Source organism: Occallatibacter sp. FHG110214_02, from assembly GCF_059115385.1.
This window is the reverse complement of the sequence record NZ_JBZYWK010000001.1, coordinates 255491-269197: the sequence shown is the minus strand read 5'-3', so window position 1 is coordinate 269197 and position 13707 is coordinate 255491. Positions and strand designations below refer to the sequence as shown.

Here is a 13707-nt window from a genome sequence, read left to right as displayed (position 1 = left end):
TGTTAAGAGGCCGCACGAAAGCTACACGCTAAATTGGGAACGGCGATGCTCCATCTTCGTCCCAACTATAAGATGTTCTCTTCGTGTTGCTGCCCTGTTGAAATGTCCAATGCTGCGGGGTGTTGGTTAGGAGTGCGTCGTCGGCTACAGCAGTAGGCGTTGCCACTGCAATGGCGAAGGCTTCTCGCAGGGCCTCCTTCTGTGGGTTGCCCATTGCATCGGGTTCGGGTGAGACGATTAACGCGGTTCCGCTGCGGGCCACAGCATCGAGCCACATACGCGTCTTCTCCCACGCGATGGCCTTTGTGAACGGGACGCAATCTGCGTCTGAGATGAAGAAGGTGCGGTTCTGCGGGAGCCGGAAGGCAAGCGTGTTGACGCCCATGCGGCGCGTTCGCTCCCAGATACGACCGCTTACGTCGTCTCCTGTTCGATTGGCCTCGAAGATGCCCGCAGCGAGATGGCCGATGGTGTTGCAACCGATCACGACGGTCTGCTCGCCGGCGGTTTCACGCAGGCCGCGATACAGGCTGAGCACGATTTCCGCGTTGGTCTGCGAGCGGTCGTTGAAGTGCCAGCCGCCTATCGTCATCGAAGGGCCCATCTCACTGCCCCACGCGCCGAATAGTTCGTAGGTGGAGAAGTCGTGCTTCACGAGATCATTTCCCCAACGCACGGCTTCGCGCATGGTGCTGAGCGCAGCTTCGCGGGCTTCCGGGATGGTGGGGTCGTAGGCGAGGTCGCGGAAACGCTCCCGATGATGGCCGAAGCGCGCTTCGGGAAGAAGCAATTTGCTGTCAGCAGTCTGCGGCGCTCGCAGTGGGCGAATCCACAATCCCGGACGAGCACCTTTGGAGCGGATTTGTGTTGTGAGATCCGCCATGTCAGGAAATGCGCGCTTGTCCTGCCAGCCATCGTCAACGATGGCGAATGGTTTGGGGCCGCTTGTGGGAGCGAGTGAGGCTACAAGCTCCGCATCGTGAAGAATGCCTTCCGCAGTGTTTTTGCCGTAGGCGTAGTACCAGTCGTTCGAGCCGTAGACTGTGCTCTTGGGCAGGCGTGGCGATGGGCACATGGTGCGGCAGAATGCAGACAGAGCGCTGTGAATCGACTCGCCGTGGTCACCGCGGCGGGTGACGATTGTTGCTGCTTTCAGCACGCGTGAGCCGAGATGGACGCCCTCTCCGCCGCTGCGCACATCGAGCCAGAGCGTGATGCCTGCGGTATCAATCTGCCACATTGCGAAGCTTGCCGCTCCGGTTTCAACGCCGTAGCAATGCGTGGTTTCATCCTGATGAACGGCGCAGTACCAGGGCAGAGGGCGCTCGGGAACTACGTTGCGCCAGCCAAGGTCTCCGTAGGAACGCTCCCATGCGTCGCCGAGTACGGCGATATCTTCCGGCTGCTGGAGTTGCCAGCGGAAACGCAGGTGAGTGAGGGTAAGGGAAGGTGAGGCTAGCGATACGGCGACACCTGTTCGTACGTTGTCGAGCGTGACGACCACGTCGCCAGAACGCCACTCGCTGCCGGAGCGCGTGAGTGCGCGTGCATAGTCGAGCCCTGCGAAGACCGTTAACTGCGCAGGCGCTTCACGTAGGTCTGCGAACGGCAATGACGGCCTGGTGCTCTGTGCGCGCAGCGGCATGGCGGCAAACGAAGCAGCGGAGGCTGCTCCAAGGATGAGGTCACGGCGATTCAACGATACGGACGGTGTCTTTTTCACAAGGAGAATTATTCACCGGGACACGTAGCAGCGTCTCACATGAAGAAGTTTGCGTCTTAAGAAATGCAGCGGAAGCTCGTCAGCTTTGCAATTCGGTATACGAGTGATAGAACTGAACTGGTTCCCCCAACCGCAATATTGCCTTGATGTTTTCTCCCGGATTTGCAAAAAGACTGCGCTATCCAAAGCGTACTCAACCGCCGTCTTAAAAAAGCTACTCCGATAGCAAACCAATTGTGCCGATATATTCGGCACCGAACCATCACGCATGACATTGCTGTGAGAAGGAGAATATTTGTGTCGCATACCAAGGAGAAGTGCAAGCATTGCCCACCTACGCACCGGAAGCATCATGGACATCATGACTGGGAGATGCACCCGTCGTGGATTGCAGGTGTCGAAGCCCTGCACTCTTACAGCGACTGGGTTAGCTCTGTTGTTTTGCCTGTTGCGTTCCAGTGGATCGAGGAACACAAGCCTGAGGTCTACGCCACGATACCGGAAGAACTGAAGGACGATGTAGGCGTGGTGCTCGCTGCAGCCTTCAAGCTGGTGAAAGAGCTTCCTGCGTATCAAGCCGGGCTGGAAGAGAGCGTGGCCATGGAAAAGGCTGTGGAGGCCGGAACATGGGATGCTTCGCACACCAATCCGATATGGACGGGCATTGTGAAAAAGGTTCGCGCCAGCACGGAAGAGGCGTTTGCAGAGCAGTCTCCGCTTTTAGGTGAACCTCTTAAATAGCCTGCACGCACTTCAGTAAACAGAAGATTTCTGCAGAAGGTATGAGCCGCAACGCCTTTGCCTATACCTTCTGCGGGATGTTGATTCCTGCAGCAATAACGCAGTTCCGTCCGCTGCTTTTTGCGCGATAGAGCGCGATATCGACAGACCTGATTACGGAATCAGCTTCGTAATTGGATGGAAAGGCCGAGGCCACGCCAAAGCTTGCTGTCACCTGCAGCGTTGTTTCGCCATCCCGAATACGAGCCGCCTGCACGGCCAGCCGCATCTGTTCGGCGCGAAGAAGCGCATCTTCGATTCCGCACCCCGGCAAGATAAGCAGGAACTCCTCGCCGCCGTAGCGGCCTGCGCAGTCATCGGCGCGTAGCGAGCGCGCAAAGATGGCGCTTATCTCCCTCAGGACCAGATCGCCGGCTGGGTGACCATAGCTGTCGTTCACTCTCTTGAAGTGGTCCACATCTACCAGAATTACGCTGAGTGGCGTTTCATTGCGGCGTGAGCGGCTCATCTCTTCGCGCAGACGATCCACGATGACGCGGTGGTTCCAAAGGCCGGTCAAGCCGTCGTGCTCCGCATGGTGGCGCATCTGGTGGCTTTCGCGTATCAGTTCTCGCTTCTCCCGTTCCAATGCGTCCTGACGGCGTTGGTCTTCGCGTACGCTGCTGTAGACGGCGTAGACGATTGCGACGAGAAGGAATCCCCCGGCCAGTGCGGAAAGAGAAATTGCACTGCCATGGATGGTGAAAAGAGGCTTATCGATGCTGGTTGCGATGGGCCAGCCGGTGAACTGGCGGCCTTGCTTGATGGCATTGCGGAAGACGAGAAGCATTCCGTCGAGGAATGCCAGAACGGCGACCAGCCAAGTGGAGGAACCGAGCCGCTTGCGCTTGAAGAGCGCGTAGCTCACCAGGATCAGGGGGAAAGTTTCAAGCGGGTTATAGAGGAGAGCTAATGTGGCATCGGCAGTCTGGATGAATCCGGTCCACTGCGGATTCCAACTGATGGCAACGAGTATTCCGTCCAGCGTGGTGTTGACGATTGCAACCCAGGCGAGGATGCGGGTGATACGGGCAATCGTGCGATTCTCATGGAGACACAGAAGCCAGAGAAGGAGAAACCAGAGCGATATATCCTGCACGGCGGTCAGGGGCTGCTCGGCACCCATGGCCAAGGAGTAAGGCAGGCCCATGTGAGCATTCACTAACAGGAGATCGGCTGGCGGAACAGCGGCGAAACCTGCCATCCAGAGCAAAATCCGGCGGGATGGTGTTCTGCACCAGAGAAGGAAGCTCAAGAGAGCAATCACGGCACACAGAAGATCCTCGCCAAGAAGAAGCTGCCGGCTGCACAACCATTGATACTCGAGTGAGGCTTTCTCAGTTGCAATGGCCTCGGGGCTTCCGATTAAGGGAACAGATTCAAAACCGCCTACGTCTCCTAAATCATCGGAGAGCAGAGGAGCTTTCCAGACACGTACAGCCAGAATGCCGTGCTGCACCTTGCCGAGCTCGAAAGTTTGCGCCGGCTGCGAAATGTACCAGACGGGATGGGATTGGAGATTGCCATTGCTTCCGATGAGCGAGCCGTTCCAGTAAACCTCGTACGCATCATCGATATCTGGAATTAGAAGAGAGAACTGCGGCTGTACTCCGGGGGCGGGAGTGAGAGTGATGGATGCCCGGTACCAGGCGAAGCCTGTGAGATGCGCATGATTCTGCTCGCCCCATGGGCGGTCTGCACTCAACTGCTCCCAGTTCGCACTATCGAAAGCAGGAGCGGCCCATGCAGGATTGTCCCCAGGATGAAATTGCCATGGCCCATTGAGGGAAGCAGTCCCCTTGCCCAGGCCATCGATGACGATGGCGGACGACTCTTCACTTTTCGTATTTACTTGCGTCGCATGCAGCCAATGAGCCGGAAAAGTAAGCATCATTGCAACAGCAGCAATGCGAACCAGATTCAAGATGCACGAGGGCATATGCCCAGCATACAAATTTATACTCGCGTATGAACGGAAAATTTAGATTGATTAGCACCCTTAAGTCATCAAGAGTGGTGCCATCTGTCTCTAACTTTGAATAGACTGCATCCGTGCCAAAGCGCAAAATACCTTTAAAACACGCTCAAGCTTGCGCAGCAATCTGTTTCCCGATAGCCTGCGCCGTCTCTGTGGTTGCAGTTGCCGACTCGGCTCCAACTAGTGCCGCCCCTAATCGCTCAAGCGACTTCTGCGCGTGTTTTACTACGGGCATCTGCGCTTCCGCTCCGAAGACGTAGAAGAGCTTTTTGTCTGCGGTCTTTGAACTATCCAGCAGATTTAGAAAATCGAGTAGAACTGGCTGTGGCTCTGGGGATTCCAGCGCCAGACCAACCGCCTCAGCCCATTCGAGGTCCGCGGGTTTCGGCGTTGTGTAGCCTTGATGTTCGAGTTCGGTTGAAGCTGTGCTGTCGAGGTGGCGCAAACGGATGTTTGCGCCACCTTCCACAGCACCGAGCCCAAAGGCGAGCGCCAAGCTTTCTGTCTTTGCCTGGGTGGCCTGAAAAACAACCAGCACTCGCTCCATTGGGTCTCCTGTTCCCCTCGTAGGTTTTGGTTACGCCTGCACAGCAGCCGGGGCTGCGGCCTTCTTCAGCTCAAGCTTGGTCAGCACCTGCTCCAGTTGGCCGCGATACTGCTCCAACCAGGACGGAAGCTTCAGCGCTTCGCCGAGCGACTCGGCGGGCTCATCCAATCCAAAGCCCGGCGGGTCGGTCGCCAATTCAAAGAGTACACCGCCCGGCTCACGGAAGTAGATTGAGTGGAAGTACGTGCGGTCCTGCACCGGCGTTACGTGGAGCGTCTTAGAAAGCTCCTTCTGCCACTCCAATTGCGAGGCATCATTCGTATTGCGGAAAGCGATGTGGTGCACACTGCCCGCACCCGGTTGGCCCCATGGGGCATTCGGGTCCACGATGACATCAATGTGGTTGCCCAGTGCATTGCCCGCCGCGCTGAAGCGGTGGATGTTGCTGTGCTGGTCCACCTTTTTGAAGCCCATGGTTTCAAGCGTGGCGATTGTGCCTTCACCGGAGCGAACGAGAAGCGTTACGCCAAAGAAGCCGCGAATCGAGTGTTCGGATGGAACATCCGCGTAGCGCGGGGCCTTTGGTTCGCCCGGCTCGTTATTGCCGACAATCTCAATGCCCATTCCATCGGGATCAGCGAAGGTCAGCAGCGTTTCCTGGAAGCGCGTGGACTCGGTGAACTCGATGCCCTTGGACTTCAGACGCTCGCGCCAGAAGTCGAGCGAAGCAACCGGCACGCTGAATGCCGTCTTATTGGTTTCACCCGCGCCCACCTTGCCTTTGCGGGCATTGGGCCAGGGGAAGAAGGTCAGAATTGTGCCCGGCGAACCGGCATCGTCGCCAAAGTAGAAGTGATAAGTTCCCGGATCGTCAAAGTTGACGGTCCGTTTTACAAAACGCAGTCCGAGAATCTGTGTGTAGAAGTCCAGATTGCGCTGCGGGTCGGAAGCAATAGCAGTTACGTGATGCAGGCCTACAATAGGGTCCATTGTGCATCTCCTTCGTTAAGAAAAGATTCGATATCGAATAAAAAGATTCAGAAACCCCATAAGGCTTCAAAATCCACGGAGTTGCGCCTGCGAGTTGAGCCCTGACGCTGCATAGAAAGATGCCGCGGAAATGAAAAAGGCCGCCTCATCGACGGCCTTTCCTTCTTCATGGGAGCAAATTTTGCTGCTTTCTCAGTGCACTTTTTTAATCAGGCAAGGTCGAAAAGTAGCACTTCAGCGCCCTTGTCGTCTGTTTCCAATTGCACTTCGTTTGTATCTGTTACTGCGGCGGCATCGCCGGAAGTAAGCGCCTCGCTGTTCACCTTCACTTCGCCGGTAACAACGTGAACCCATGCTGCGCGGCCAGTCGCCAGAGGCTTTGAAAGCGTGCCAGCGGGAGCCAGTTCGGTGAGATAAACATGCGCATCCTGCTGGATGGAAACCGCGCCGGGTTCTGGGTTGTTGGACGCCAGCATCTTCCAGCGGCCGCGTTTCTCCTCAGGCTCAAACTTGAATTGCTCGTAGGACGGCGGCGCTCCGGTCTTCTCTGGCAAAATCCATATCTGCAGAAAATGGGCTGAATCCGTCTCGGAACCGTTGTATTCGCTATGAATTACGCCTGATCCGGCTGACATTTTCTGGATCTCGTTCGGACCCATCAGCTGCACGTTGCCCATTGAGTCCTTGTGCTTCAGCTTGCCGTCGAGCACATAGCTCAGAATCTCCATGTCGCGGTGCGCATGCGCGCCAAAGCCGCGACCAGCCGCAATCACATCGTCATTCAACACGCGCAATGCGCGGAATCCGTTGTGATTGGGGTCCTGATAGCTAGAAAAAGAGAAGGTGTGATAGGACTCAAGCCAGTCGCGCTTGACGTGCCCTCTGTCTGCGCCACGGCGAACAGCAATCATAAGTGTCTATCCTTTCTCTTTATGCCACCCTGGAAGCTTTGCGCCGGGCCTCTAGCTGCGCCGAGGCTTCCATGCCAAGCTTCTTCAGAGAGTCGCGCAATTGATTCTTCTCCGCCTGGGTCAAGACGCTCGCCATTGATTCAAGCAACTCGGCATGACGCTCATAGAGCGCCGAGATAAACTTGCGCCCCTTTGGCGTAAGCTCCACAAGCCGGATGCGCCGGTCTTCCTTCGAGCTCTTGCGGATAACGTATTCGAGTTTTTCGAGCCGGTCAATCGCGGAAGTCATGGAGGGTGCGGCGAGCAGAACTTTCTCACCGATCTCGGAGATGGTCATGCTGCCCTTGTGCAGCAGCACTTCCAAGACCATGAAATCGCTGAGGCAAAGCCCTTCTTCTTCGACAACCTGCTCGACATACGCGGCCAACGCGCCATAGGCCCGCGCCAGCACGACCCAGAGCCTGGGCGCAGTGGTTTTCTCTTTCTGTTTGGTAGACACGGCAGCCATCCTACCGCAAGAGATGCTTCGATGTCGAACTACGATTCAATATAAATCGGACAAAAACAAAGGGCTGAGGTGGTGACCTCAGCCCTTTGCGTCTTCGTACTCTTCGTGCCATGCCATCTGGATGGCTTCGAGCTTGGATTCATTCGACTTTGCCGGGTCGTCGGCGAAGCCTTCCAGCTCGATGATGTATTTATGAAGGTCCGTAAAGCGAACCGTCAGCGGGTCGATTTCAGGAAACTTCTCTTGCAGTTGAATGCCGATTTCTTCGGCGTCCGTCCAGTAAATTTCGCGCGGCATCGTGTCTCCTGATTGTTCGTTAAGCCATGTCCAGCGGTTTGCCTTCCGAAGTGTAGTTGCGGTTCCACTTGGGAATCTCAACCACATATGTGCCCGGCTTGGTAATTACGGCCTGACAGCCGAGGCGCGAGTTCAACTGCTGGTCTGCAGCCATATCTAGCCGATCCAGTTCGTCGTCTTCTGCTTCGCTGATGCCGCTTGTACCCTCCTTCACCCAGATGTGGCAGGTGGTGCAGGCGCAGGAACCGCCGCAGGCATGGTCGAGGAAGATATCAAAGTTTTCCGCCACGTCGAGAAAGCTCATTGGCTTGCCGTGGTGGTCGTAAGGCATGGTGCCATATTCAAACTCGACGGTCTTACCTTCCGGTTCGAAGGTGACACGGACGAGCTTGTCGGCGGGAATGTTCGTGGTGTTCGTCATAGTCTTGTCCCAGTTCCTCTTGCGCGTTTGCCGCGCCAATCCTATTTAAATTCTGCCGGAGCCATCGGGTGCGGAGCGGCGATGTTGTCGCTTAGTTCTTCGCCTGCAGCTTCCATTGTCTTGCCGCGAATGGCGGTTGCTACAGCGGCATCCATCATCAACTCCGCAAGCCGCTGCGTGGACTTATCGAGTACCAGAGTCGCTTCGCGAATGGCGGTTGCGTCCTCACCAGTTTTCACCGTGACCAGTTTGCTGCTGGCAGCCTCAATCGCACCTTGTTCTTCTGTCGTCAGATGCGCCCATGCGGGATTGGCCTGTGCCTGCTCCACCTTGGAGAGAATGTTTTCCGCTTCGTTGCGCGCTTCAATCAGAAGACGCTTGGCGAAGTCCTCTTCCGCATGATCGAACGAGTCGAGAATCATGCTTTCGACCTGCTCATCCGTGAGACCGTAGGTCGGCTTCACCTCAATCTGCGCTTCTTTGCCGCTGCGCTGCTCACGGGCAGAGACTTGCAGAATGCCATCGGCGTCAATCAGGAATTTCACTTCGATGCGCGGTAGTCCGGCCTGCATCGGCGGAATACCCTTCAGGTCAAACCGCGCCAGCGAGCGGCAGTCCGAAGCGAGTTCGCGCTCGCCCTGGACAACGTGAATGGCAACGTTTGTCTGGCCATCGACGCCGGTGGTGAAATGCTCCGTTGCTGAGGCGGGGATGGTTGAGTTGCGTTGAATAATCTTTGCGACTGTGCCGCCCAATGCTTCAATGCCCAACGAGAGCGGTGTTACGTCGAGGAGTAGTAACTCTTCCGTCGCTTTCGACCATCCGGCCAGAATGTCCGCTTGGACTGCAGCGCCAAGTGCCACTACTTCGTCGGGATTCAGCTCCGTGTGCGCCTTCTTGCGGCGTGCGCTCAAGTGGAATAAATCATCTACAAGCTGGCGCACGGAGGGGATGCGCGTGGAGCCGCCGACGAGAACGACTTCATCAATCTGCTCGGGGAGCACGCCGGCATCGAGCATCGCCTGCTTGCATGGCCCAGCCGTGCGCTGCAGGATGGGCTCAATCAGATCATCGAAGACTTCGCGGGGAATCTCGCGCTGGTAACGATCTCCGTTGGGCAGCTCGATATCAAAATGCGCAACTGGATTTGCCGAAAGCTGAATCTTCGCGTCAATCGCGGCTTTGCGGAGCGCTTGCACTGCGCCGGGATGCTGGCGCAAATCAACGCCGTGCTCCGCGTGAATCTCATCGAGCGCGATTGTCAGCAACAAGTTGTCGATGTCGTCGCCACCGAGGTGCGTGTCGCCGTTGGTGGACTGGACTTCAAAGATGCCGTCGCGCAGCTTGAGGATGGAAATGTCGAAGGTACCGCCGCCGAGGTCGTAGACGGCGATGGTGCCTTCCTTGGCGCGGTCCAGACCGTAGGCAAGCGCGGCGGCTGTGGGCTCGTTGACGAGGCGCAGCACATCGAGGCCAGCCATGCGGCCTGCGTCCTTGGTTGCCTGGCGCTGTGCATCGTTGAAGTACGCGGGAACGGTGATGACGGCCTGTGTGACCGGGGCTCCGAAGAAGCGCTCTGCGTTGCGCTTCAACTGGCGCAGTACGTATGCGGAAATTTCGGGAGGGGTGAAGCTTAACTCGCCAAGTTGCACACGCGGTACTTCGCCTTCTTCCACGTTCTCTGCCATGCGGAAGGGGAAAAGCTTCAACTCGCTTTGCACTTCGCTCACACCGCGGCCCATGAGGCGCTTGACGGAGTAGATGACGCGCTCCGGCGTCTCAATCAGAGCCTTGCGAGCGCTATTACCCACCGTTACTGTGGGCCGTCCGCCTTCTGTGGAAACGGGGTCCAGCGCTACTACGCTCGGGACGAGATTCGAGCCGTCCACGCCAGGAATGACCACCGGCGTTCCGCCTTCCATGTAGGCTACGAGAGAGTTGGTCGTTCCCAGGTCGATGCCGACTACGCGGCTGTTTTCACTGTTTGCTGCCATAATTCCTCAGTTTCCCTCCGCGGATTGCTTTACCCACGCGGGAGGATTCAGAACAAATTGCGCTTCGCCTTTGCCAAAAGACCAGTCGCGGTAAGAGTTTTCCGTCAGCACGGTCATCACATCGTCCGTTGTAACACCGACGGCCTCGTGCAGCCGCTCCGCAATGCGCTTGTAGAGTGCCTGTTTCTGTTCGACCGTGCGCCCCTGGCTGAGAACGATCTGCGAAAGGATGAAGCGCTCGGTGCGGTTCATCCCCATGAAGGTTGGGTCGATGTGCAACTCTTCCGCGGGATGCGCAGTGACGACGATGAACTTGTCACCCTCCGGGATGCCGATGGTTTCGCGCATCGCCTCGTAAACCGCATCCGCAATGGCCTTGCGGTCGGAGAGAGGCGTGGATTGGTAAACCGAGATGCGGACGAATGGCATGGATCAGGCTCCCAATGTCTCGGTTACGTCGCGGACGAGATTGCTCAAATAGCGGCGGCGGTCAAGAAGCGCCACCATCGTCTTCTGCGCGGCTTCGCGTGCGGCGGCATCGCCGTTATCCCACGCGGTCCATTGTGCGCGCAACTGCTCGTCCACTTCATCCTGCAATGCTAAAAACTTCTTTTCTGCTTGCTTCAGGTCGGCCAGCAACTGCTCATCGACCTCACCCATCTTGCGGCCCATACGCATCTCTTCAAGCTGCATGTTCAACTCGAAGACTTCTTCCAGCAAGTCTGCCGGAACGCGGGATGGGTCTTTTTTATCCTTGCCCGCGAACTCCTCGCCAATTTCCGCACCGTGCAATTTGAGCAGATAGTATGTACGCGTGAGCGGGTCTTTCAGCGTGCGGTAAGCGTCGTTCAGCAGCGAGGACTGAGCGAGGCTCCAGTCTTTCTCCTGCTGAGATGCACGTCCGAAGCGGTCGGGATGCAGCTTACGGCTGAGTTTGTGGAACTGATGTTCCAGCATGCCAAGATCAAGGTTCAGTGCCGGGACCAGCCCGAAGACGGAGAAAAAATTGCCGCCTCGCGGCGGCTGAATCTTGCCGCACTGCGGACAAAAGAGTGCGGACTCATCAATGGCTGCCGAACAGGACCAACAGGTGGTTTCAGCGGCAACGGCTGTTGTAGTGGCAGAGTTTGCGGCGTTCAACATGGTCAACTTTTCTAACCGGATATCTTTCCGGCCTGCAAGGCTGTTCAAAAAAATTACGCCGAGAAGGACGAGCCGCAACCGCAGGAGCGCGAAGAGTTCGGATTAATGAAGTTGAACCCCTGGCGCATCAGCGTTTCTTCGTAGTCCAGCGTCATTCCGTGCAGATAGAGGAACGATTTGGGGTCTACGAAAACACGCACGCCATCGAACTCATAAATGCGGTCACGTTCGCGGGGCCGCGTATCGAACTTGATGGAGTACGAAAGCCCTGAGCAGCCGCCGCCAAGTACACCAAGACGCAGACCGCCTTCTTCCGGCGAAATGCCTTCCTTGGCCATGGCGATTCTGATGCGTGCTACCGCCTTTGGGGTGACCTGAAGACCTTGTGCAGGAGGGACTAGCCGTCCAGGCGACTGCGCCTCCGGCGCGGTTTGCACTGAAGCAGCAGTTATCCCCTGAGCGGGCTTGCTCTCGATACTCACAAAATTCGACATACTTCCCTTTCGACATAGCAAACGGCCCGAACAGCGTTGTCCGGGCCGCCTGAGCCTGTCCCGCTCTTAGTGAGCGGCTACTTCTGCAGTCTGAGCCGCTTCGGCAACGCCGTTCTTCTTCTTCCAGTCGCCGATGGCAGCGCGGATCGCATCTTCCGCAAGAACCGAGCAGTGAATCTTCACCGGAGGAAGCGCAAGCTCCTTCACGATGTCGGTGTTCTTGATTGCAAGCGCGTCTTCCACCGTGCGGCCCTTGATCCACTCGGTCGCCAGCGAAGAGCTGGCAATGGCCGAGCCACAGCCGAAGGTCTTGAACTTCGCTTCTTCGATGACCTGCGTCTCAGGATTGACCTTGATCTGCAGGCGCATCACGTCACCGCACTCCGGGGCGCCGACGAGACCCGTGCCAACCTCCTGCGCGGCCTTGTCCAGCGTACCCACGTTGCGGGGATTGTTGTAGTGATCCACAACCTTGTCGCTATATGCCATATCTCTGTTCTCCTCCCGCGGGGGGAATCCGCGTATCCTACATTTTTGATTCAGCAGAACCGTCTGCCGATGCTACTCAATTCGTAAGCCAGTTGTTAGTGCGCCGTCCACTCAATCTTAGTCAGGTCGATGCCTTCCTTCACCATCTCATAGAGCGGCGAAAGCTCGCGCAGCTTCTGCACAATGTCGATGACCTTGACAGCCACGTAATCCACTTCCGCTTCCGTATTGAAGCGTCCCAGGCCGAAACGGATGCTTGAGTGAGCCACGTCGTCGCCAAGTCCAAGAGCCTTCAGCACATAGCTGGGCTCCAGCGTGGCCGAAGTGCAGGCCGAACCGGACGAAACTGCCACGTCATTGATGCCCATGAGCAGAGATTCGCCTTCTACGTAGACGAAGCTCATATTCAGGTTGCCGGGCAGGCGGTGCTCCCACGAACCGTTGATGTGAACGTAGTCGAGCACTGACTCCAGCTTGTCCTTCAGGCGATCGCGAAGCTTGGTGAGATATGCGGCTTCCGCAGCCATCTCTTCCCGCGCAATTTCAAAGGCCTTGCCCATACCGACGATGCCCGGAACGTTCAGCGTGCCGGAACGCATGCCACGTTCGTGACCGCCACCGTCAATCTGTGCGGCAATCTGTACACGGGGGTTGCGACGGCGAACGTAGAGAGCGCCAACGCCCTTGGGTCCGTAAACCTTGTGTGCAGAGAGCGAGGCAACGTCCACGTTGTCCTCAATTACGTTGAAGGGAACCTTGCCTGCAATCTGCACCGCATCGCAGTGGAAGATTACGCCCTTTTCGTGACAAATCTTGCCAATCTCGCGAATCGGCTGCAGAACACCGATTTCGTTGTTCGCAGCCATAATGCTGACAAGAATCGTCTTGTCGTCGATTGCGCGCTTCAGGTCTTCCAGATCGATAAGGCCATCTGCTTTTACGGGCAGATAGGTTACGCGGTAGCCGTACTTTTCAAGGCGCTTGCAGGTGTCGAGAATCGCCTTATGCTCCGTGACCTGCGTAATGATGTGGTTGCCGCGCTCGCGGTACATCTCCGCAATGCCCTTGATAGCAAGGTTATCGCTCTCCGTTGCGCCAGAGGTGAAGATAATCTCCTTCGACGTTGCGCCAATCAGCTTTGCAATCTGTTCGCGGGCCGTTTCCACAGCCTGCTCTGCTTCCCAACCAAAGGAGTGGTTGCGGCTGGCCGCATTGCCAAACTTGCTGGTGAAGTAAGGCAGCATCGCCTCCAGCACCCGCGGGTCCAGCGGGGTGGTAGCGTGATAATCCATGTAAATCGGCAGGCTCACTCCTGCCGGAACATCCAGGTGGTTCGTTTCCACTGTGCTCATCGTGTATCCATCCTTAAATCTGCGGGCTGAGTCGTCCATCAGCCGAATCTTCATGGCCGGCATTCGCTGTCAGCCTGTTT

15 protein-coding genes are annotated in these 13707 nt (G+C 56.9%); 1 reads left to right on the top strand and 14 read right to left on the bottom strand.

Features of this window, described 5'->3' with window-relative positions; genetic code table 11:
* Positions 1-28: 28 nt before the first annotated feature.
* Positions 29-1723 (bottom strand): alpha-amylase family protein, encoded by a 1695-nt coding sequence (locus AC5S3R_RS01095; RefSeq protein WP_494264759.1) that lies wholly within the window; start codon positions 1721-1723, stop codon positions 29-31.
* Positions 1724-2020: 297 nt separating this feature from the next.
* Between AC5S3R_RS01095 and AC5S3R_RS01090 the strand changes: the two genes are divergently transcribed.
* The gene (locus AC5S3R_RS01090) at positions 2021-2464 is read left to right on the top strand and encodes a hypothetical protein (RefSeq protein ID WP_494264758.1); all 444 of its coding nucleotides are present in this window, start codon (positions 2021-2023) and stop codon (positions 2462-2464) included.
* A gap of 61 nt (positions 2465-2525) precedes the next feature.
* Here the strand turns inward: AC5S3R_RS01090 and AC5S3R_RS01085 are convergent, their stop codons facing one another.
* From AC5S3R_RS01085 to AC5S3R_RS01025, 13 genes are all read right to left on the bottom strand, one after another.
* Positions 2526-4442: a GGDEF domain-containing protein gene (locus AC5S3R_RS01085; RefSeq protein ID WP_494264757.1), complete on the bottom strand. Its 1917-nt coding sequence runs from the start codon at positions 4440-4442 to the stop codon at positions 2526-2528.
* A 145-nt stretch (positions 4443-4587) separates the two neighbouring features.
* Positions 4588-5028: a hypothetical protein gene (locus AC5S3R_RS01080; RefSeq protein WP_494264756.1), complete on the bottom strand. Its 441-nt coding sequence runs from the start codon at positions 5026-5028 to the stop codon at positions 4588-4590.
* Positions 5029-5058: 30 nt separating this feature from the next.
* On the bottom strand, positions 5059-6018 hold the full coding sequence (locus AC5S3R_RS01075; RefSeq protein WP_494264755.1) for a ring-cleaving dioxygenase: 960 nt from the start codon (positions 6016-6018) through the stop codon (positions 5059-5061).
* Positions 6019-6227: 209 nt separating this feature from the next.
* Positions 6228-6929 (bottom strand): pirin family protein, encoded by a 702-nt coding sequence (locus AC5S3R_RS01070; protein WP_494264754.1) that lies wholly within the window; start codon positions 6927-6929, stop codon positions 6228-6230.
* A gap of 19 nt (positions 6930-6948) precedes the next feature.
* A complete protein-coding gene (locus tag AC5S3R_RS01065) occupies positions 6949-7437 on the bottom strand; it encodes a MarR family winged helix-turn-helix transcriptional regulator (RefSeq protein WP_494264753.1) in 489 nt (162 codons plus the stop codon).
* A gap of 78 nt (positions 7438-7515) precedes the next feature.
* A complete protein-coding gene (gene iscX, locus AC5S3R_RS01060; RefSeq protein ID WP_494264752.1) occupies positions 7516-7734 on the bottom strand; it encodes a Fe-S cluster assembly protein IscX in 219 nt (72 codons plus the stop codon).
* Between the two features lie 19 nt (positions 7735-7753).
* Entirely contained in the window at positions 7754-8155 is a 402-nt protein-coding gene (locus AC5S3R_RS01055; protein WP_494264751.1) for a 2Fe-2S iron-sulfur cluster-binding protein, read from the bottom strand.
* A gap of 41 nt (positions 8156-8196) precedes the next feature.
* A complete protein-coding gene (gene hscA / locus AC5S3R_RS01050) occupies positions 8197-10149 on the bottom strand; it encodes a Fe-S protein assembly chaperone HscA (RefSeq protein ID WP_494264750.1) in 1953 nt (650 codons plus the stop codon).
* A 6-nt stretch (positions 10150-10155) separates the two neighbouring features.
* Positions 10156-10578 (bottom strand): tautomerase family protein, encoded by a 423-nt coding sequence (locus AC5S3R_RS01045; RefSeq protein ID WP_494264749.1) that lies wholly within the window; start codon positions 10576-10578, stop codon positions 10156-10158.
* 3 nt (positions 10579-10581) lie between these two features.
* Positions 10582-11292 (bottom strand): Fe-S protein assembly co-chaperone HscB, encoded by a 711-nt coding sequence (gene hscB, locus AC5S3R_RS01040; RefSeq protein WP_494264748.1) that lies wholly within the window; start codon positions 11290-11292, stop codon positions 10582-10584.
* A 53-nt stretch (positions 11293-11345) separates the two neighbouring features.
* Positions 11346-11786 (bottom strand): HesB/IscA family protein, encoded by a 441-nt coding sequence (locus tag AC5S3R_RS01035; protein WP_494264747.1) that lies wholly within the window; start codon positions 11784-11786, stop codon positions 11346-11348.
* 66 nt (positions 11787-11852) lie between these two features.
* The gene (iscU, locus tag AC5S3R_RS01030) at positions 11853-12275 is read right to left on the bottom strand and encodes a Fe-S cluster assembly scaffold IscU (RefSeq protein WP_494264746.1); all 423 of its coding nucleotides are present in this window, start codon (positions 12273-12275) and stop codon (positions 11853-11855) included.
* Between the two features lie 95 nt (positions 12276-12370).
* On the bottom strand, positions 12371-13627 hold the full coding sequence (locus AC5S3R_RS01025) for an IscS subfamily cysteine desulfurase (RefSeq protein WP_494264745.1): 1257 nt from the start codon (positions 13625-13627) through the stop codon (positions 12371-12373).
* Positions 13628-13707 lie beyond the last annotated feature (80 nt).

What these genes read in the sequence shown, in the direction of transcription:
- AC5S3R_RS01035 (WP_494264747.1), bottom strand. Translation starts at nt 11,786, where the DNA reads ATGTCGAATTTTGTGAGTATCGAGAGCAAGCCCGCTCAGGGGATAACT.
- AC5S3R_RS01025 (WP_494264745.1), bottom strand. Translation starts at nt 13,627, where the DNA reads ATGAGCACAGTGGAAACGAACCACCTGGATGTTCCGGCAGGAGTGAGC.
- AC5S3R_RS01075 (WP_494264755.1), bottom strand. Translation starts at nt 6,018, where the DNA reads ATGGACCCTATTGTAGGCCTGCATCACGTAACTGCTATTGCTTCCGAC.
- AC5S3R_RS01070 (WP_494264754.1), bottom strand. Translation starts at nt 6,929, where the DNA reads ATGATTGCTGTTCGCCGTGGCGCAGACAGAGGGCACGTCAAGCGCGAC.
- iscX (WP_494264752.1), bottom strand. Translation starts at nt 7,734, where the DNA reads ATGCCGCGCGAAATTTACTGGACGGACGCCGAAGAAATCGGCATTCAA.
- AC5S3R_RS01045 (WP_494264749.1), bottom strand. Translation starts at nt 10,578, where the DNA reads ATGCCATTCGTCCGCATCTCGGTTTACCAATCCACGCCTCTCTCCGAC.
- hscB (WP_494264748.1), bottom strand. Translation starts at nt 11,292, where the DNA reads ATGTTGAACGCCGCAAACTCTGCCACTACAACAGCCGTTGCCGCTGAA.
- AC5S3R_RS01080 (WP_494264756.1), bottom strand. Translation starts at nt 5,028, where the DNA reads ATGGAGCGAGTGCTGGTTGTTTTTCAGGCCACCCAGGCAAAGACAGAA.
- AC5S3R_RS01055 (WP_494264751.1), bottom strand. Translation starts at nt 8,155, where the DNA reads ATGACGAACACCACGAACATTCCCGCCGACAAGCTCGTCCGTGTCACC.
- hscA (WP_494264750.1), bottom strand. Translation starts at nt 10,149, where the DNA reads ATGGCAGCAAACAGTGAAAACAGCCGCGTAGTCGGCATCGACCTGGGA.
- AC5S3R_RS01085 (WP_494264757.1), bottom strand. Translation starts at nt 4,442, where the DNA reads ATGCCCTCGTGCATCTTGAATCTGGTTCGCATTGCTGCTGTTGCAATG.
- AC5S3R_RS01065 (WP_494264753.1), bottom strand. Translation starts at nt 7,437, where the DNA reads ATGGCTGCCGTGTCTACCAAACAGAAAGAGAAAACCACTGCGCCCAGG.
- iscU (WP_494264746.1), bottom strand. Translation starts at nt 12,275, where the DNA reads ATGGCATATAGCGACAAGGTTGTGGATCACTACAACAATCCCCGCAAC.